The organism is Virgibacillus salexigens (assembly GCF_014905415.1).
Classification (GTDB): domain Bacteria; phylum Bacillota; class Bacilli; order Bacillales; family Amphibacillaceae; genus Virgibacillus; species Virgibacillus salexigens.
Genome location: NZ_BNEO01000007.1, coordinates 44,869 through 61,981, shown reverse-complemented (window position 1 = coordinate 61,981; position 17,113 = coordinate 44,869). Strand labels below are relative to the sequence as shown.

Genomic DNA, 17,113 nt, shown 5'->3' with positions numbered 1-17,113 from the left:
TATTAACCCATACGACGGAATGTTAAACTTCTTCATTATCAATCATCATACCCAGGCATTCATTCCGCCTTTAACATTAGATATTTTTTCAAAACCTTGTTTCTTAAGCATTTTGGCTGCCTTTGCGCTTCGCATACCGCTTTGACAAATAACGACTACTTCTTTATTTTTATCCAATTCTCCGGTACGTTTTGATAAATGGGCTAATGGCACATTTGCAAATTTCTTCTGATGATTGGCTTTATACTCACCCGGTGTTCTTACATCAACGAACTGTACATCTTTTTCCGCAAACTTATCTTTTGCTTCTTTTGCGGTTATATTCGAAACTCCTTTTGTCGGAAGAAAAAAGTTCACCACAAATGCAATTATAATAATGAAAAAAATCCATTGTAAAATTTCCATCCAACTCCCTCCTAATCCATTAGGTAACTGGTTATCCTAGAAAAAATCCGACCATATTTTAACAGCTGTTGCCAGAATCAGAACGGCAAGAATGCCTTGTAATACTCTCGTATTTACTCGCTTACCGGCATTTGCACCAAGCGGAGATGCAATCAGACTAGCAATAATCATGATCACAGCCGGAATAAGTAACACCTGGCCCGTCATTATTTTACCTGCCGTTGAACCAACGGCTGAAAGAAATGTAATGGCAAGTGAAGATGCAATCGTCACACGTGTCGGTATCTTCAGCACAAGCAGCATAATTGGAACCAATAAAAATGCGCCTGCCGCACCTACAATTCCGGCCCCAATACCGGTTACAAATGCAAAAAATGCAGCCAGCCACTTGTTGAATGTAACCTGGTCAAGCGGGGTATCGTCGATCCCTTTTTTAGGAACAAACATCATAACGGCTGCGATGGTAGCCATTACACCATACACAAAATTGATGCCGCCATCCGTCATGAACTGGGAACCATAACCACCAATAAAACTTCCAAGCAGGATACTTATCCCCATATAAATAATCAGTGTTTTATTTAGGTATCCACCTTTCCGGTATGCCCATACCCCGCCAATTGTAGCAAACAAAACCTGAACGGCACTAATGCCGGAAACTTCATGCGCTGTAAACGCTGATAGTCCTAATAAAGGCGGAATGTATAGCAGCATCGGATATTTAACAATGGAACCACCGATACCAACCATCCCGGATAGGAATGAACCACCAAATCCAATTAAAAACAGGACTAATATGAACATTAAACTGTATTCCATAGCCATACTCCTTTCATAAAAAGAAAAGACCCCTGAATAAGGGGCCCCTCGTTAGGATTTCTTAATCCAGAACTTCAGTACGTCATTTTCTTCAGTTTGATCCACCAGCTCGTGACCACCTGAATTAGTCCAAGCTGTTAAATCACTTTTTGCACCTTTGTCTGTCGCATGAACTTCCAGAATTTCACCCGATTCAATTTCTTCGATTGCCTTTTTCGTTTTTACTACCGGCATAGGACATGCCATTCCTTTTGCATCTAATACTTTTACTGCTTCCATCATAAGTTCCTCCTTGTAATTTTTTAATCACCGTGCTGTTTCTGGACCCATCCATTCAGTTAAATGTATTAACCGTGTACTGCACAGCGATTCGGGCCAATCTCCATTTCGCGCTGTTTTTCAGCTTCCGGGTTCATTTTACCCATATTGGTCTGACGAATATTATCGTGCTCGTTTGGCTGCGGCGGCAGGTTCTCCGTTACCATTTTCCGGAAATCCTGTGCATCTTCCACCTGCAGACCTGAATTACGCTGATACAAATCACCAAGCCGTGCCTTGACACTTCCGTCATTTCCAAGTTCATCCACAAATGAATAGTGAGCGGGCAATACAATCAGATCGTCAGACAGTTCTTTATAACGGCTGTATAACGTTTCCCGCAAATCTCCGACCCAATCTTCAGCCTTTCCAGCCAAATCAGGGCGGCCAATCGATTTCACAAATAGAATATCTCCGGTCAGCAGGTATTTGTTATCAATCATCAACGATGTGCTTCCAATTGTGTGTCCCGGTGAATAGATTGGCTGTACCTGAATAGTTGTGTTGCCGACAGTAATATCTGTTCCTTCTTCCAATGATGCATAATCAAATGTTACTTCTTCCGCATCTTTATCCGGTAAATGATACGTGCCTCCGGTATTTTCAGCGAGTTGACGTCCACCCGAAATATGGTCAGCGTGAAGATGCGTATCAATCGTATGCTCAATCGATACACCTTTTTCTTCAGCAAAACGTTCATAAATACCTGTCATACGATTAGCATCAACAACCGCTGCTTTTTTGTCGGAAACGACCATATATGACAAGCAGCCTTTTCCAAGACGTACAAACTGGTATAGACTTCCACCGTCATTCAAGTCTGCTATTTTGACAGGCTCCAAATGTTCACTCCAGGCTTTCATGCCACCTTCCAAGTCATAAGCATGTGTAAAACCTTCTTCTTCTAAAAGGTCTCTCACCATTTTTGATGAGCCCCCCTTGGCACAAACCACAATTATTTCCTGATCTTTATTAACGTTATCCGCTATAGCGTCAACGCCATCGAGCAGATTGAAATAAGGTTCATTGATTATTTCAACGCTGTCCCCTTCGATCTTCCAATCATCAAACTCATCCGTATTCCGAACATCCAGGATGAGAGTCTCCTCACGGTTGACAACCCGTTTTGCGAGTTCATCAGTCGTAATACTTTTTGTCATACAATTAGCCTCCTACTGTTTAAAATGTCAGTGAAATATCAGCATCTTTGGCAAATTCAATGAATGAAGCTGCCCCGCCGACTTCAATTCCTTCCACAAAATCGTCTTTTTCCAGATTCATAACATCCATTGTCATTTGACATCCAATCATTTTGACACCCATTTCCTGAGCCATTTCCAACAACTCACTGATGGATGGAACGTTCGTTTTTTCAAAGCCTTCTTTGAAGTGCTCTTTCCCTTCCGGCATCGCCAGGTTTTTGTGAGCCTCCTTATGAATCAGGTTGAGTCCTTCAAATGTGAAGAATATCCCTACCTCTTTATCCGATGCGGCGGCTGCTGTTGCAATGTTAAATACTTTATAGGCATCGAACATACCACCATTTGCTGCTATTATTGCTACGCGTGTGTTATTGTTTTCCATTGTTTATTCCTCCTTCAATTATTTTGTGGATTTCTCCGTTGGGCCATCCCATTCAGCCATGCCCGGCACCACATTTTTTACGATTTTGAAACCTTTTTGTGACAGCTTTTGGGCTGCAAGGTCGCTTCGGCTCCCCGTACGGCAAATAACATGAATCTCTTTGTCAGTATTTATTTCATCCATTCGGTTTTCCAATTCCCCAAGCGGAACATTGATTGCGCCCGGAATATGATTAAATGCATATTCTGCTTGTTCACGAACATCAAGAATCGTTACATCTTCAAGTCCATCGACTTTATTCCGCAACACCTGTAAATCAATCACATCATCATAGTTTGCTTCATTTTTCACTTCATCATCACTTGCTTTGCGCAAATAATGCTTCAGCACGTCATCTTCTTCAACAGTGCCCAAGTACTGGTGACCTGTACTTTCCGCCCAGGCCTTAATATCGGCTGTGGATCCTTTATCGGTTGCCTGTACTTCCATAACCTGCCCAGGAGCCAAATCAGAAATAGCCTTTTTTGTTTTGACAATTGGCATTGGACAAGCAAGTCCCTTTGCATCCACTGTTTCATTTGCTGTAATTCCCATGAATCAATGCCTCCTTTAATTTATTTCTCCACTTTCTCTGTCCAGGCGAGCATACCGCCATCAACATTTGTTACATCAAATCCCTGGTTCATAAGAATTTCACATGCTTTACTACTACGGCCGCCCGAACGGCAAACCATATAATAGTGTTTGTTTTTATCTATTTCATTGATTCGATCCGAAATCTCACCAAGCGGAATGTGTTTCGCACCCGTTATTTTCCCTTGTGCCACCTCATCATCCTCGCGTACATCAATAACATTTACATCACTTTTGTTTTTGATTCTTTCTTCCAGTTTGTTCGTCTTTACTGATTTCAATTGAATTTACCTCCTTGATAGTGTTATTTAACTGATCCTTAAATCAACCCCCAATATGGGTAGGGGTATTAAATTATTCTAAATAAATAGACTGATATTGCCTTCTTCTGCTTCTCCAACATAAGCAGCCACACCGCCGTATTCAATTTCATCCAGAAGTTCTTTTTTTTGAAGGCCGAGCAAATCCATTGTCATGGTACACGCAATCAGTTTAACATCCTGTTCCTGAGCCATATCCACCAATTGGGGAAGAGGCATAGCATTGTGCTTTTTCATAACACGTTTAATCATTTTTGGTCCCATTCCCAAATAATTCATTTTGGATATGCCCATTTTATCTGTACCACGCGGCATGAGTTTTCCAAACATTTTTTCGAGAAAATTCTTTTTTACCGGAACCTGACTATCTTTCCGGAGCGCATTTAATCCCCAGAATGTGTGAAATATAGTCACCTCATGGTCATAGGCTGCCGCGCCGTTTGCGATAATATATGCAGCCATTGCTTTATCATAATCACCACTGAACAAAACAATTGTTGTTTTCTTTTTGTCCTGCATTGATTAATTTTCAACTCCTTTTATTTACGAATACCCGTATGGGTATTATATACCGTTTAATAATAGGGTTCGCATTTTTGCTGAACCCCTTTAAAAACATTACATGTTACACTATATACCCTGCCAGGTATTTTGTCAAGCGCATATCCCATTTTTTTGTGATAACCAATGCTACTTGATTTTTTGCACCTTCTTTCCTTTCTTCCGTTGATGTCAGATTAACCGCTAATATTTCCACATCCTTATTTTTATAGAGCTTTTGAAAATCAGGTATTTCTGCTCTGCAAGAGGGACACCATGTAACCCAAAAATTGACGATAACACGTTCACCCCGGTAATTTCACAAGCGCACTATTTTTCCTTCGAGCATCTTTAATTTAAAGTCCGGAGCAATTTGTCCTACTGAAACCCCCACCTTATCTATCTCTTTGACATCATCCTTTTCACCGGCAGGCGGTGGTGAGGTGATTTCGCCTCCACTTGAACCGGTTTTTTCTTATGATTCATAGTAAAGTATGAATATGAAAACTTGATGAAAATAATAAAACGGTGCTCTAACCTATTTGAAAAAGTTAAGTTTTAGACAAAAGATCAGGCAACGACCAGATCCACCCCCGGTCGAAACCTGACTTTTAATGACATGCAATCAATTTTTTTGATCAGCATTCTCAAGTTTGCACGTCTAATAAAACTGATTTAATTTTCCTCAGCAGCCATTGCCTCTGCCTTTGTACGATGAACAGTGCCAAACGGATGTTCAGGCGGGGCATAGATTGTGTAAAGTTTAAGCGGTGTACGACCCGTATTAATCAGATTGTGCCATACGCCTGCAGGTACCATAATTGCATAATCATCAAAAACTCTATCCTGAAAATATAAACTTTCTTTCCTATCTCCCATTTGAACGACTCCTTGGCCTGCTTCAACACGTAAAAATTGATCCACATCAGGATGTACTTCTAAACCTATATCTTCCCCGACTCCAATACTCATCAATGTAACCTGTAAGTTATCCCCGGTCCATATGGCTGTACGAAAAGTACTGTTTTGCTTGGCAGCCTGATCTATATTCAGAACAAATGGCTCTTTTCCATGATCCTGCAGCATGGGCCCCGTATAGCTGCGGGGGTCTGCGTATGGCCAATGTTGGTTTGCATAAAATTCATTTGCTGCCCCCCAGCTATATGGTACCCTGCCACAATTACAAATTGAAGGGTAGGAATAAGGATATTCATACTGAGACATATTCTTCAATCCTTTCTTGTGATTATATATTACAAAATCATAATATGTCCCAAGTTTGTTTTCAGTTACTTTTGTATCTCTCTCGAAAAAACAATAATGTCTCAGTCTCTCGTGTGTTCCTGCAACCATTCAATTACCACGGGGGATAAAAGTTTCCAAAGCATGCACCTGCACGTTTAACAGCTCTGCCTTTTGCTGTATGGACTGCTTATGATAAGGCACTTCCGGCGGGAATGTCAGACTGCCGAGAAGAATACCCCCTATTTGCCTTGCAAGAAGGTTTGTATCAGGTTTATTTTCAAATCCGGCAAAGTGTATATCCAATCCTTTTTTTAATCCATTAAAAATAATAACGGGAAAATTAATTTCGTCAGCTAAATGTCCCATAAAACTTTCAGCAAGCAGTGTCTTTGCAAGCATATGGTTTTTTGACAAAGCTGTAAATCGATCATCCAGAATGCGTTTAAAAAATTCCTTTGTTCCCGGTTCTTCCGCGAACTTCATGACTTTGGCATGAAATTCATTCTCCAGTGCTTTTTTCACCACAGTCTCAAAGAGCTTCTGCTTCGTAGAAAATTTGCGGTAAAGTGTTACTTCGGCCACCTCGGCTTCCTTAGCGATTTCCTGAGTGGTGGACTGTAGGAACCCTTTTGAAATGAATACCTTGATTGCTGCATTCAAAATTTGATCCGTTTTATCTCGCATACCTATTTCACCCCGTTACAAATTCTGTTCCCTTATCACTTTTTGTACGCACAAATCGGTCAAGGATTACCAATATTGTGGGCAGTACAATGATCGTACTCAAAAGGGCAAAGGAAATATTCACTAATATCATCATACCAAAATTGCTTAAAATCACGAAATCAGATATAAGCAAAGCACTGAATCCGCCAATTGTTGTGAAGGCTGAAGCAAATATAGCTTTACCTATTTTTTCATTGGCTGTTAAGATTGCTTCCCGGCTTTTGAAACCTTTTTTGCGTTCCTCGTAAAACCGCTCCATTATAAGGATCGTAAACTCTGTTCCAATACCGATAATCAGTGCGCCAAGTGTTGCTGTTAAAGGAGTGTAATCAATATTAAACAAGTACATAACCCCGCCTGACCAGCCAACTATAAACACAATTGGCAGCAGGGGAATGAAAGCCTTTATCGGGTGCCGGTAAATCAGTAATAAGACAAGAAAAACAAGACCCATGCCCAACAGGGTCATTTTATATCTGCCTGTCGTTAGTGCAGTTACCATTTCCACATCTACAACCGCTTTACCAGTTATTGTCGCACTGATATCATCTGGCTTATTACCTGCAACATATTCTTTTGTTTCCGTGATAAAAGTCTGCAGTTGCTCTGCTTCCAGGTGCTTGATACCAACATTTATAACAGATTTGTTTCTTTCTTCGTTTATAAATAGTTTTAACTGTTCTTCCGGCATGTCTTCAATAATGTCAGCTGTTTTTTTCTGATTCGGCATTTCACCTTCATTCATTTTCTTTAAAAGTGCTGACAAGGAATTGGTGTCAACTATAACGGATGGGAATTCCTGTTCAAGGGAATTAGTCATTTCTTCCGACCATTTCAATGTTTTTTCATCAAGCACATTGTCTGTGCCGTACATGATGGAAACTTGATCGGTTGTACCCAGAATATCACGCAGTTTGTGGATATCCTCCAGTTCCTGCGTATCCTGAGGCATAAAAGTTTCCACATCTGTTTCAACACCTGTATACATATCTCCCCAGATCCCGGAAGCTGCTGTAACAATTGCTAAAAAAAGGATTAGCCATCTGAGTTTAATGATTGAATTAGTGATTTTTCTAAAACCGGTGTTCACCTTTGACTCCCCGGTATTTATCTTTACATTCTCTGTCGTCGATTTTGTGAAAAAATAATCACGTGTAAATAGTATTGGAATCAGGATAAACAAACCAACGATAAAACTGATTAGCATACCAATGGTAAGCATTTTTCCAAAGTCTTGTATCATTGGTACCGGTGAAGTATACAAGGATAAAAAACCTACTGCTGTTGCCAAAAGAGCGGTAAGAACAGCAGGCGCCATCTTTGTTACAGTTTTTTTGACGCCTTCAGTGCTTCTGTTTTTCATCATTTAGTGTTTCCCCCCTTTCATTTCTTCTGTATACCTGGCCTGAAATTGAATAGCATAGTCAATGCCGAGGCCAATCAAAATCGGGAAAACCGCCATTGAAACCATTGTGATCGGCACACTGATCCATCCCATTAATCCCACTGTTCCAATTACAGCAATCAAGATTATCACAAGTGGCAGAATGCGCCATTTCACCCGAAACACAAGTCCAAGCACGATAATCATGAATAAAATCGAAAGACCCATCATTTTTTGCATACTATTTTTCATCTCTGTCCGGATGGAATCATCCAAAACCGGCTTTCCCGACACCATTGTGTCTATTCCTTCAATCGGGTTCTCTTCCATATAATCCTTTACAAAAGCAACTGCTTTACTTTTATTGGTGTCTGTAGCATCACCCGTAAACTTGACCATGAAAGTCATATATTGTCCATCAATAAGCATGTCATCAAATATGCTGCGAAGTGATCCGTCATCTTCATAAATCATTTTTTCAAGTGTCTTCAGTTTTTTCGGGATGACAGGGGACATGCTGTCAGAAAAAGCAATCATTTCCCTAAGATTTTCACTCATGGAAACAAGGTTTTCTCCCATTTTTGCCAGTCCGCCCGCAAGTTCTTGCAGATCTTTTTGCTGTTGACCCTGTCGCTCGCTTATTTCGTGCAACTGACTCTGCTGATTCTTCAAACCTTTGTCCAGACCTTGCAGACCATTAATGGTGTTTCCCGATACATTCGGAAGCCCAGCGCTTTTCACGGATGCATCAATCATTTTATCTCCCATCGCATTAAGCTTCACACCAAAATGTTTGAACTTTGCAGCCTGTTTATGTCCGGCAGGGCCCTCAGCATTGTTCTCCATTTGTATTGCGGATTGCTGCAGTTTCATTGCAACATCTTTTAGCTGGCTTCCCATGTTGGAATAGCCATCCAGCAATTCACCTGAACCCCGCTCAAGTTTTTTCTGACCTTCGACCATCCTGCCGATGAGCTTTTCCATTTCGGAAATTTTTGATTCGAAATCCGGCAATGACTGTCCGGTGGCATTTTCTTTGATGTTTACACTGATTTCTTGAAGTTTTTCACCCATGCCGTTCATCCCATCAGCCATTTCTGTCAGGCCTTCTTTATATTTTTCCGCCTTTTTTTTCGATATGTTTTCGACTGCCGTATGAGGACCGACAATTGTATAAATACCATCTTGACTGCTCAGCTGGCTTTCAAGATTTTCCATTTGGTGCAATGTTTCAGGTGTCAATAGGCTGGACTTATTATCAGCTTCATACAGCACAATTATCGATTCACCACCAAACTCTTGTTCCAATGTTTGGTTATTCTGATAAACCTCGGTATCCTCCTCAATAAGTGTGTTGTTGCCCGTTGCCAATTCCACCTGCTGTGCTCCGACGGCGAACAATAAAATAACGACTATCGTAATTGTCAACACTCTGATTGGATACTTCACGATTCCGTTCGCAATAAATTTTAGTATCCTCATTTGTCATCCCCCCTGTAAGTAAAAACACAGATCACAATGTAAGTTATCACTTACTTACATTATCGTTTTATTTATTGTTTGTCAAATAAATTATTTACTCTTAAACAAAAGAAAAGTTTACTCATTAATATTTTCGGGAGAGGTTGTATGGGATGGTTAAGAAAGCTGTTAACTATGAGGAATGCAAAGGACTTCATGTGAAACTAATATGTAAAACAATTCAGACTGGGTTAGCACAACTATTTTTGTATTTTACTATTGCTTTTTCAGTTTCAATTTTGGGCAACAATTAAAAAGCGCCTCAAAATCGGGGCCACTTTCAAATGGGGTTTTATTAACCCTCTATAATATGAGCTTCTCTTTGGTCAACCTGCGCTTCATTAACCAGATAACAAGTATCGCAAATTTCATAAGGATCCAGAACTAATTATTCAATTAACTGGCCCGTTTGTTGCACTATCCCAATCCATCTTATCAATGAATTGTATCAAACTTTATTTCAAAATCACAGCTTCTTTTTCTCTAAATTATTTGTCTGCTACTTGTATGATATGTGTATGCTACGTGTGAATTTTCCCCTGTTTTTAGAACACCGCATATACAGTAAAATCCCCCAACCACACGTGGTTGAGGGATTTTCAAGTGTTGATTTATTAACGTTTTGAGAACTGAGGTGCACGACGTGCTTTTTTAAGACCGTATTTCTTACGTTCTTTCATACGAGCATCACGAGTTAGGTAACCTTCTGTTTTAAGAGAAGAACGGTACTCTGGATCTGCTTCAAGTAGTGCGCGTGCAATTCCATGACGGATAGCGCCAGCTTGACCAGTGAATCCTCCACCATGAACGTTTACCATTACGTCATACGTTCCTTGAGTTTCTGTAGCTGCAAGTGGTTGATTAAGAATTAAGATTTGTGTTTCGTATGGGAAATAATCAGATGCATTACGTCCGTTAATAGTAACATTACCTGAGCCTGGTACTAAACGTACGCGTGCAGTTGATTTTTTACGACGACCTGTACCATAGTATTGTACTTGTGCCAAATTAATTACCTCCTTTTAGTTACCCGCGAAGCTCATAAACTTCCGGTTTTTGTGCTTGATGATTGTGTTCAGAACCTCTAAATACATGAAGTTTTTTAGCCATTTTACGACCTAGAGAGCCATTAGGAAGCATTCCTTTTACAGCTAGCTCTAGCATTTGCTCTGGATATTTCGTACGCATTTCATATGCTGTACGTTCTTTTAATCCACCAGCATAGCTTGTATGACGGTAGTATTTTTTGTCCGTAATTTTTTTACCACTTAATTCGATTTTATCTGCATTAATGATGATCACATGGTCACCTGTGTCTGCATGTGGTGTATAAGTTGGCTTGTGCTTTCCACGAAGGATCGCAGCAACTTCACTCGCTAAGCGACCTAAACGCTGACCTTCTGCATCAACAACTAGCCATTTGCGTTCAATGTTATTTTCATTTGCCATGAAAGTTGTGCGCATGAGTGTTTCCCTCCATATTTAAAAAATCATTTTTCCATATTCATTCGTCTATTTCAACATAATTAGTTTCCGGGGCTAATCATGGTTTAGAAATAAAATGCCATAGATCATAATACACCAATAACTAGATTTTTGTCAAGCTCTGATGCATATGAGTTGCAATTTCTTTGTAAATCCCCTTAGTCAACTTCCCCATACCTGACATTCCACAAATAGAGCCCTTCTGGGGGCACTGTCTCCCCAACAAGCCTTCTATCCTTCTTAGCTAGTAAATCATGAATGTCGGACGGCTGACGCCTTCCCTGGCCTATATCTAATAAGACACCAACAATGATTCGTACCATATTATATAAAAAACCACTTCCTCGAAATATAAATTCGATCTCAGAGCCCTGTTTTCCACAAGATACAGCGTATAACGTCCGTTGTTTTGTTCCTTTTGCTGATGCCTTTGCAGAAGAGAAAGTGGTAAAATCATGCATTCCTTCAAGATAGCCGCATGCCTCCTGGATCGCTTCTATATTCAAGGAATAGGGAAAGAAATACGCATAGTTACGCTTAAATACGTCAGGTTCCTTCTCGTTCCATACATAGTAACGATATTCTTTTTCAACTACATCGTAACGAGCATGAAATGTATCTGAAGCAAAAGCCACCTGCTTTACATATAAATCGTTTGGCAGTAACGTATTTAACGCCTGCTTCCAGTTGTATAAAGGAATATCATAGGGAGAATCAAAATGAATGGTTTGTCCTTTTGCGTGCACCCCTGAATCGGTTCGTCCTGAAGCTTGGATTCGTACAGGCTTTCCTTTATGCATTTTTGTTAATGCCTGCTCAAGTAGCCCCTGTACGGTTCGCTTTTTAGGCTGTATCTGGAACCCCGAAAATTGTGATCCATCGTACTTAATAATGCATTTCACTCTAACCATATTGCTCTAGCCTTTCTCTCTTAATTTCGTATAAACAATAGACCGATAACCACACCAATAAATAAGCAATAGACAAAAATATCGCGCTTGCCGATTTTTAATTCACGCAGCTTTGTTCTACCTTGTCCACCTTGATAACCTCTTGCCTCCATCGCCATTGCTAGTTCTTCGGCACGTTTAAACGCGCTAACGAAAAGAGGCACTAATAATGGTACCACTGCTTGTACCCTTTCTTTGATTGGTCCAGTTCGAAAATCAACCCCTCTAGATGCTTGTGCCTTTGAAATTTTCTCTGTTTCTTGTAATAAGGTCGGGATAAACCGTAGGGAGATTGACATCATTAAGGCTAGTTCATGGACAGGGAACCTTACCTTTTTTAATGGATGGAGCAATTCTTCGATTGCATCTGTTATCTCGATAGGGGTAGTCGTTAACGTTAATAATGAAGTTACTAGAATTAACAAGAAAAAACGCATCGAGATTGCAAACCCCTGAAGAATACCACCGGAATAAACAGTGAATGTAAAGATGTTAAAGACTGGCGTTCCCTCTTTTGTTACAATCATATGGAGAATAAAAGTAAAAATAATTAAGAACCATACTGGCATTAACCCTTTTAGAATAAATCGAATAGGTACCCGCGATGTGAACAAACTGGCCAAGGCAAAAACGGTTAATATAGCATAACTCCAAAAGTTATTCGCAAAGAACACAATAAACACAAAGAAAAAGATTATCGTTATTTTTGTACGCGGGTCTAGCCGATGAATGAGAGAATTTCCAGGAACATACTGACCAATTACGAGCGCATTATTCATGGCCGCTGCCTCCCGTCATTACCTTCTCAATAGCTTTAGCTATGTCTTTCACGGATTGCCGTCTATATGGAATAGACATTCCAAACTTCTTCTCAAATAGATCAAGAAACCGAACAACCTCAGGAACATCTAATTGCACTTGCTGCAATGCTTCTTTTTGAACAAAAACTGCTTCAGGCTTTCCTTCCATATATTTAGTACCTTTATTAAGAATAATCACATGGTCAGCATAGGTTGCCGCATCTTCCATGCTATGAGTAACAAGAATCGTGGTTAGCTTTTGCTCTTGATGTGCAGCATAAAACATCTCCATCATTTCCTTTTGACCACGTGGGTCTAATCCAGCAGTCGGTTCATCTAATACGAGGACATCTGGTTTGGTAGCTAACACACCTGCAATGGCAACTCGGCGCATTTGCCCTCCGCTTAAGTCAAACGGAGAACGGTCCAAGAAATCCTCTGTTAGACCAACAGATGGAAGTACTTCTTTCACGCGCCTTTGTATTTCTCTATCCCCAACACCAAAATTTTTGGGACCGAATCGGATATCCTTTTCTACCGTTTCCTCAAAAAGTTGGTGCTCCGGATATTGAAATACAACACCAACTTTACTTCTTAATTCCTTCATATTCTTTGGTTTATGTTCTGCATTCAGGTGAAAATCTCCAATCCACACATCCCCTTCTGTTGGACGAACTAACCCATTTAAATGTTGAATAAGCGTAGATTTACCAGAACCTGTGTGTCCGACAACAGCTACAAATGAACCAGAAGGAATATGCAAATCTAACTTATCTAATGCACGATGAGCGAATGGTGAATGTTGCTGATATACAAAGCTTACGTTCTTGAATGTAATGTCCATAAGTCCTCCAAAAGTTCTTCGTGATTTAATGGTTCTTGTGTAAGAGAAATACCAGCCAGCTTTAATTCTTCTGCTAAACTGGAAATAAATGGCGTATCCAATCCTATTTCTTTAAGCCCATCTTTTTTAGAAAATACCTCTCTTGGTAATCCTTCGTCCCATAGTTGTCCATCATTCATCACAATAACACGATCAGCTTGGACGATTTCGTGTAAATCATGGGTAATCGTCAATAACGTAATATCTTTGCTATGCTGCACATCTTTGATTGTTTGCATAATACGCTGTCTACCTTTTGGATCAAGCATAGCTGTGGCTTCATCTAAGATAATTACTTGGGGAGATACTGCTAGGACACTCGCAATTGCCACACGCTGTTTTTGGCCTCCCGATAAACGATGAGGCTCTGTTTGTCGATATGCTGGCATGCCAACAGCAGCCAATACTTCCTCCAGGCGAGTTAACATCTCTGTCCTTGTAAAACCTCTATTTTCCATACCGAACGCAACATCATCTTGTACGGTGGTACCGACAAATTGATTATCTGGATTTTGAAATACCATACCTACATCTTTACGCACTTCCCAGATCGTATCTGGTGTAACTGGCTTCTGATCTATGAATATTTCTCCTCTTTGAGGAAATAATAAACCGTTCATTAACTTAGCAATCGTGGATTTACCCGAACCATTATGTCCAATAATTGCTACCCACTCATTTTCATAGATTTCAAATGAGCAATCTTTTAGTACCCAAGGCTGTTCTTCTCCATATCGAAATGACACATTTCTAAACTCGATTAATTTGCTTCTCATCTGTTTCTCCTCCTCGTCTCTACCTTGGGATCTTATGTAACCGAGGCCATAAGTAAAAGAAGCGGAGTTATTCCTTTTACTTATGGCAACGTCTCTAAACAGTCGCTTCCCACTACAAAAAAAGGGCTTGGATGCACCTCGTAGAAGAGATTCAGTCCTGCCCTTGTCGTTGTGGTTACATTAAACTAGTTCAATAATTGCCATGTTTGCTCCATCACCTTGACGAGCACCCAATTTAAGAACACGAGTGTATCCACCTTGACGGTCTTCGTAACGTGGAGCCACATCATCGAAAAGCTTTTGAATTACACTTTCGTTTTCGTTAGCTTCCTGGTTATATAAAAATGATGAAGCTTGGCGACGTGCATGAAGATCTCCACGTTTTCCCAAGGTAATCATTTTTTCAACGACGGATTTTAGCTCCTTTGCTTTTGCTTCTGTTGTTTCGATCCGCTCATGAATAATTAAATCAGAAGCAAGGTTACGAAGCAAAGCCATACGATGATCGGTTGTACGACCTAATTTTCTAGCCATGGACTATCCCTCCCTTTCTTGATGACTATGATTAAATCTAAAGTTAAACGAACAACCTGCTTGAATAATAGTGATTTCAGCATATTGCCCTAATCTAGGTGTCTATATGATCAGTCATCATCTCGTAAGCCTAGACCTAAATCATTTAACTTAACTTTTACCTCTTCTAGTGATTTACGACCAAGATTACGAACTTTCATCATATCTTCTTCAGATTTATTTGCAAGCTCTTGAACTGTATTAATACCAGCACGCTTTAAGCAGTTATAAGATCTAACAGATAAATCAAGTTCTTCGATGGTCATTTCCATCACTTTTTCTTTTTGATCTTCTTCTTTCTCGACCATAATCTCTGCGTTTTGTGCTTCATCTGTTAAACCTACAAAAATATTAAGATGCTCCGTAAAGACTTTCGCGCCTAAAGAAACGGCTTCTTCAGGACGAATGCTTCCGTCTGTCCATACATCCATTGTTAATTTATCAAAATTAGCTACTTGCCCTACTCGTGTATTCTCTACTTGATAGGTAACACGTGACACTGGAGTAAAAATAGAATCAATTGGAATCATTCCAATTGGTTGGTCATCTCTTTTATTAGCATCAGCTGGACGATAGCCACGTCCACGTTCTGCTGTAATCTTCATATGCAAGTTACCTTTGCTGTTTAATGTAGCAATAGGCAAATCAGGATTTAAGACTTCTACATCACTATCATAGGTTAAGTCTGCAGCCGTAACTTTTCCTTCTCCCTGCACATCAATCTCTAATGTTTTCTCTTCGTCAGAGTAAATTTTTAGAGCTAGCTTCTTCAGGTTCAAAATAATCGTTGTCACATCTTCAACAACACCTTCGATTGTTGAAAATTCATGTAGCGCTCCATCAATTTGAACTGATGTAACAGCAGCACCTGGAAGTGAGGATAGTAGGATACGACGCAAGGAGTTTCCTAGAGTGGTACCATATCCACGTTCGAGCGGTTCGACTACGAATTTTCCAAATGTAGCATCATCGCTGATTTCTACCGTTTCAATTTTTGGTTTTTCAATTTCGATCATTCAATAAAACCCTCCTTTAAAACGTCGAAACCCCGGTTAGACCACTGTCTAACCGAAATTCCTCAAATAGGCAGTTGGCGTTTCTGCACTACCTGCAGTTCTTTCGTACGTTCTTGTCTCTCGGATGCTGTTCGCTAAGGATACACTCCTTTGCATTTTTAGCTATCATAACCCATTATAGACAGGGTGACAAATTATATACGGTATAATTATACACGACGACGTTTTGGTGGGCGACAACCATTATGAGGAACTGGAGTTACGTCAACAATTGCTGTAACTTCCAATCCTGCTGCTTGAAGTGAACGAATAGCCGCTTCACGACCAGCTCCAGGTCCTTTAACCGTTACTTCAAGTGTTTTCATACCATTGTCAATTGCAGACTTAGCAGCAGTTTCAGCTGCCATTTGTGCAGCAAAAGGCGTAGATTTACGAGAGCCTTTGAAGCCAAGTGCACCAGCTGAACTCCATCCAATAGAGTTACCTTGTTTATCCGTAATCGTAACAATCGTGTTATTGAATGTAGAACGGATATGTGCTATACCTGACTCAATATTCTTTTTCACACGACGTTTACGTGTGTTTGTTTTACGTGCCATAGGTTATATATACCTCCTTTTTCGTTATTTCTTCTTGTTAGCGATCGTACGACGTGGTCCTTTACGTGTACGTGAGTTGTTTTTCGTTTTTTGTCCACGAAGAGGAAGACCACGGCGATGACGAACCCCACGATAAGAGCCAATTTCGATTAGTCGTTTAATATTAAGGGATACTTCACGACGAAGGTCACCTTCAATTGTATATTCATCCGTTGCTTTACGGATTTTACCTAATTCATCCTCAGTAAGGTCGCGTACGCGTGTATCCTCAGAAACGCCTGCTTCTTTAAGGATTTGCTGTGCAGTAGTTTTACCAACTCCATAAATGTATGTTAGTGAAATTACCACACGTTTATCACGTGGAACATCAATACCTGCAATACGTGCCATATCGTTTAAACACCTCCTGTTTATTATCCTTGTTTTTGCTTATGCTTTGGATTTTCGCAAATGACCATTACTTTGCCTTTACGTTTAATTACTTTACATTTTTCACAAATGGGTTTTACAGATGCTCTTACTTTCATCATCTTTAC

At 40.1% G+C, this 17,113-nt stretch carries 22 protein-coding genes and 2 pseudogenes; all 24 read right to left on the bottom strand.

What is annotated here, in order from left to right; genetic code table 11:
- Positions 1 to 45 precede the first annotated feature (45 nt).
- A complete protein-coding gene (locus JKP73_RS19925) occupies positions 46 to 405 on the bottom strand; it encodes a rhodanese-like domain-containing protein (RefSeq protein ID WP_010652052.1) in 360 nt (119 codons plus the stop codon).
- Positions 406 to 441: 36 nt separating this feature from the next.
- Entirely contained in the window at positions 442 to 1,224 is a 783-nt protein-coding gene (locus JKP73_RS19920; RefSeq protein WP_010652053.1) for a sulfite exporter TauE/SafE family protein, read from the bottom strand.
- A gap of 51 nt (positions 1,225 to 1,275) precedes the next feature.
- Positions 1,276 to 1,503, bottom strand: a complete 228-nt coding sequence (locus JKP73_RS19915; RefSeq protein WP_010652054.1) for a sulfurtransferase TusA family protein — start codon at positions 1,501 to 1,503, stop codon at positions 1,276 to 1,278.
- 68 nt (positions 1,504 to 1,571) lie between these two features.
- Entirely contained in the window at positions 1,572 to 2,702 is a 1,131-nt protein-coding gene (locus JKP73_RS19910) for an MBL fold metallo-hydrolase (RefSeq protein ID WP_010652055.1), read from the bottom strand.
- A gap of 19 nt (positions 2,703 to 2,721) precedes the next feature.
- A complete protein-coding gene (locus tag JKP73_RS19905) occupies positions 2,722 to 3,126 on the bottom strand; it encodes a DsrE/DsrF/DrsH-like family protein (RefSeq protein WP_010652056.1) in 405 nt (134 codons plus the stop codon).
- Positions 3,127 to 3,144: 18 nt separating this feature from the next.
- Positions 3,145 to 3,720 carry a sulfurtransferase TusA family protein gene (locus JKP73_RS19900; RefSeq protein ID WP_200411713.1) on the bottom strand — a complete coding sequence of 192 codons (576 nt, stop codon included), beginning with the start codon at positions 3,718 to 3,720 and terminating at the stop codon, positions 3,145 to 3,147.
- A gap of 20 nt (positions 3,721 to 3,740) precedes the next feature.
- The gene (locus tag JKP73_RS19895; RefSeq protein WP_010652058.1) at positions 3,741 to 4,040 is read right to left on the bottom strand and encodes a rhodanese-like domain-containing protein; all 300 of its coding nucleotides are present in this window, start codon (positions 4,038 to 4,040) and stop codon (positions 3,741 to 3,743) included.
- A 78-nt stretch (positions 4,041 to 4,118) separates the two neighbouring features.
- Entirely contained in the window at positions 4,119 to 4,598 is a 480-nt protein-coding gene (locus JKP73_RS19890; protein WP_089060883.1) for a DsrE/DsrF/DrsH-like family protein, read from the bottom strand.
- A 106-nt stretch (positions 4,599 to 4,704) separates the two neighbouring features.
- Positions 4,705 to 4,923 (bottom strand): annotated as a pseudogene (locus JKP73_RS19885) (TlpA disulfide reductase family protein); the annotation flags it as partial.
- 371 nt (positions 4,924 to 5,294) lie between these two features.
- On the bottom strand, positions 5,295 to 5,843 hold the full coding sequence (locus JKP73_RS19880; protein WP_044477091.1) for a cupin domain-containing protein: 549 nt from the start codon (positions 5,841 to 5,843) through the stop codon (positions 5,295 to 5,297).
- Between the two features lie 129 nt (positions 5,844 to 5,972).
- Positions 5,973 to 6,548, bottom strand: a complete 576-nt coding sequence (locus tag JKP73_RS19875) for a TetR/AcrR family transcriptional regulator (RefSeq protein ID WP_010652061.1) — start codon at positions 6,546 to 6,548, stop codon at positions 5,973 to 5,975.
- Between the two features lie 7 nt (positions 6,549 to 6,555).
- Positions 6,556 to 7,281, bottom strand: coding sequence for an MMPL family transporter (locus JKP73_RS23250; protein WP_234447146.1), 726 nt, complete (start codon positions 7,279 to 7,281; stop codon positions 6,556 to 6,558).
- A 486-nt stretch (positions 7,282 to 7,767) separates the two neighbouring features.
- Positions 7,768 to 8,937 (bottom strand): annotated as a pseudogene (locus JKP73_RS23655) (MMPL family transporter); the annotation flags it as partial.
- Between the two features lie 1,172 nt (positions 8,938 to 10,109).
- A complete protein-coding gene (rpsI, locus tag JKP73_RS19860; protein ID WP_269778090.1) occupies positions 10,110 to 10,508 on the bottom strand; it encodes a 30S ribosomal protein S9 in 399 nt (132 codons plus the stop codon).
- A 13-nt stretch (positions 10,509 to 10,521) separates the two neighbouring features.
- Positions 10,522 to 10,959: a 50S ribosomal protein L13 gene (rplM, locus tag JKP73_RS19855; protein WP_021292681.1), complete on the bottom strand. Its 438-nt coding sequence runs from the start codon at positions 10,957 to 10,959 to the stop codon at positions 10,522 to 10,524.
- Between the two features lie 179 nt (positions 10,960 to 11,138).
- Positions 11,139 to 11,891, bottom strand: a complete 753-nt coding sequence (gene truA, locus JKP73_RS19850) for a tRNA pseudouridine(38-40) synthase TruA (protein ID WP_160807638.1) — start codon at positions 11,889 to 11,891, stop codon at positions 11,139 to 11,141.
- 20 nt (positions 11,892 to 11,911) lie between these two features.
- Complete coding sequence (locus JKP73_RS19845) at positions 11,912 to 12,709, bottom strand: energy-coupling factor transporter transmembrane component T family protein (protein ID WP_021292683.1); 798 nt, start codon at positions 12,707 to 12,709, stop codon at positions 11,912 to 11,914.
- Positions 12,702 to 13,574, bottom strand: a complete 873-nt coding sequence (locus JKP73_RS19840; RefSeq protein ID WP_021292684.1) for an energy-coupling factor ABC transporter ATP-binding protein — start codon at positions 13,572 to 13,574, stop codon at positions 12,702 to 12,704. Before JKP73_RS19840 ends, JKP73_RS19845 begins: the two co-directional genes overlap by 8 nt.
- Complete coding sequence (locus JKP73_RS19835) at positions 13,550 to 14,389, bottom strand: energy-coupling factor ABC transporter ATP-binding protein (RefSeq protein ID WP_021292685.1); 840 nt, start codon at positions 14,387 to 14,389, stop codon at positions 13,550 to 13,552. The genes JKP73_RS19840 and JKP73_RS19835 overlap by 25 nt, the downstream gene beginning before the upstream one ends.
- Positions 14,390 to 14,569: 180 nt before the next feature.
- Entirely contained in the window at positions 14,570 to 14,923 is a 354-nt protein-coding gene (gene rplQ / locus JKP73_RS19830) for a 50S ribosomal protein L17 (RefSeq protein WP_021292686.1), read from the bottom strand.
- Between the two features lie 110 nt (positions 14,924 to 15,033).
- A complete protein-coding gene (locus tag JKP73_RS19825; RefSeq protein WP_021292687.1) occupies positions 15,034 to 15,978 on the bottom strand; it encodes a DNA-directed RNA polymerase subunit alpha in 945 nt (314 codons plus the stop codon).
- Between the two features lie 209 nt (positions 15,979 to 16,187).
- A complete protein-coding gene (gene rpsK, locus JKP73_RS19820) occupies positions 16,188 to 16,577 on the bottom strand; it encodes a 30S ribosomal protein S11 (RefSeq protein ID WP_021292688.1) in 390 nt (129 codons plus the stop codon).
- A 24-nt stretch (positions 16,578 to 16,601) separates the two neighbouring features.
- A complete protein-coding gene (gene rpsM / locus JKP73_RS19815; protein WP_021292689.1) occupies positions 16,602 to 16,967 on the bottom strand; it encodes a 30S ribosomal protein S13 in 366 nt (121 codons plus the stop codon).
- A gap of 23 nt (positions 16,968 to 16,990) precedes the next feature.
- Entirely contained in the window at positions 16,991 to 17,104 is a 114-nt protein-coding gene (gene rpmJ / locus JKP73_RS19810; protein ID WP_010095733.1) for a 50S ribosomal protein L36, read from the bottom strand.
- Between the last annotated feature and the right edge of the window lie 9 nt (positions 17,105 to 17,113).

Bases quoted from the DNA above. Each gene is read 5' to 3' on its own strand.
- JKP73_RS19925 (WP_010652052.1), bottom strand. From the start codon at position 405: ATGGAAATTTTACAATGGATTTTTTTCATTATTATAATTGCATTTGTG.
- JKP73_RS19920 (WP_010652053.1), bottom strand. From the start codon at position 1,224: ATGGAATACAGTTTAATGTTCATATTAGTCCTGTTTTTAATTGGATTT.
- JKP73_RS19915 (WP_010652054.1), bottom strand. From the start codon at position 1,503: ATGGAAGCAGTAAAAGTATTAGATGCAAAAGGAATGGCATGTCCTATG.
- JKP73_RS19910 (WP_010652055.1), bottom strand. From the start codon at position 2,702: ATGACAAAAAGTATTACGACTGATGAACTCGCAAAACGGGTTGTCAAC.
- JKP73_RS19905 (WP_010652056.1), bottom strand. From the start codon at position 3,126: ATGGAAAACAATAACACACGCGTAGCAATAATAGCAGCAAATGGTGGT.
- JKP73_RS19900 (WP_200411713.1), bottom strand. From the start codon at position 3,720: ATGGGAATTACAGCAAATGAAACAGTGGATGCAAAGGGACTTGCTTGT.
- JKP73_RS19890 (WP_089060883.1), bottom strand. From the start codon at position 4,598: ATGCAGGACAAAAAGAAAACAACAATTGTTTTGTTCAGTGGTGATTAT.
- JKP73_RS19880 (WP_044477091.1), bottom strand. From the start codon at position 5,843: ATGTCTCAGTATGAATATCCTTATTCCTACCCTTCAATTTGTAATTGT.
- JKP73_RS19875 (WP_010652061.1), bottom strand. From the start codon at position 6,548: ATGCGAGATAAAACGGATCAAATTTTGAATGCAGCAATCAAGGTATTC.
- JKP73_RS23250 (WP_234447146.1), bottom strand. From the start codon at position 7,281: ATGCCGGAAGAACAGTTAAAACTATTTATAAACGAAGAAAGAAACAAA.
- rplM (WP_021292681.1), bottom strand. From the start codon at position 10,959: ATGCGCACAACTTTCATGGCAAATGAAAATAACATTGAACGCAAATGG.
- truA (WP_160807638.1), bottom strand. From the start codon at position 11,891: ATGGTTAGAGTGAAATGCATTATTAAGTACGATGGATCACAATTTTCG.
- JKP73_RS19845 (WP_021292683.1), bottom strand. From the start codon at position 12,709: ATGAATAATGCGCTCGTAATTGGTCAGTATGTTCCTGGAAATTCTCTC.
- JKP73_RS19840 (WP_021292684.1), bottom strand. From the start codon at position 13,574: ATGGACATTACATTCAAGAACGTAAGCTTTGTATATCAGCAACATTCA.
- JKP73_RS19835 (WP_021292685.1), bottom strand. From the start codon at position 14,389: ATGAGAAGCAAATTAATCGAGTTTAGAAATGTGTCATTTCGATATGGA.
- rplQ (WP_021292686.1), bottom strand. From the start codon at position 14,923: ATGGCTAGAAAATTAGGTCGTACAACCGATCATCGTATGGCTTTGCTT.
- JKP73_RS19825 (WP_021292687.1), bottom strand. From the start codon at position 15,978: ATGATCGAAATTGAAAAACCAAAAATTGAAACGGTAGAAATCAGCGAT.
- rpsK (WP_021292688.1), bottom strand. From the start codon at position 16,577: ATGGCACGTAAAACAAACACACGTAAACGTCGTGTGAAAAAGAATATT.
- rpsM (WP_021292689.1), bottom strand. From the start codon at position 16,967: ATGGCACGTATTGCAGGTATTGATGTTCCACGTGATAAACGTGTGGTA.
- rpmJ (WP_010095733.1), bottom strand. From the start codon at position 17,104: ATGAAAGTAAGAGCATCTGTAAAACCCATTTGTGAAAAATGTAAAGTA.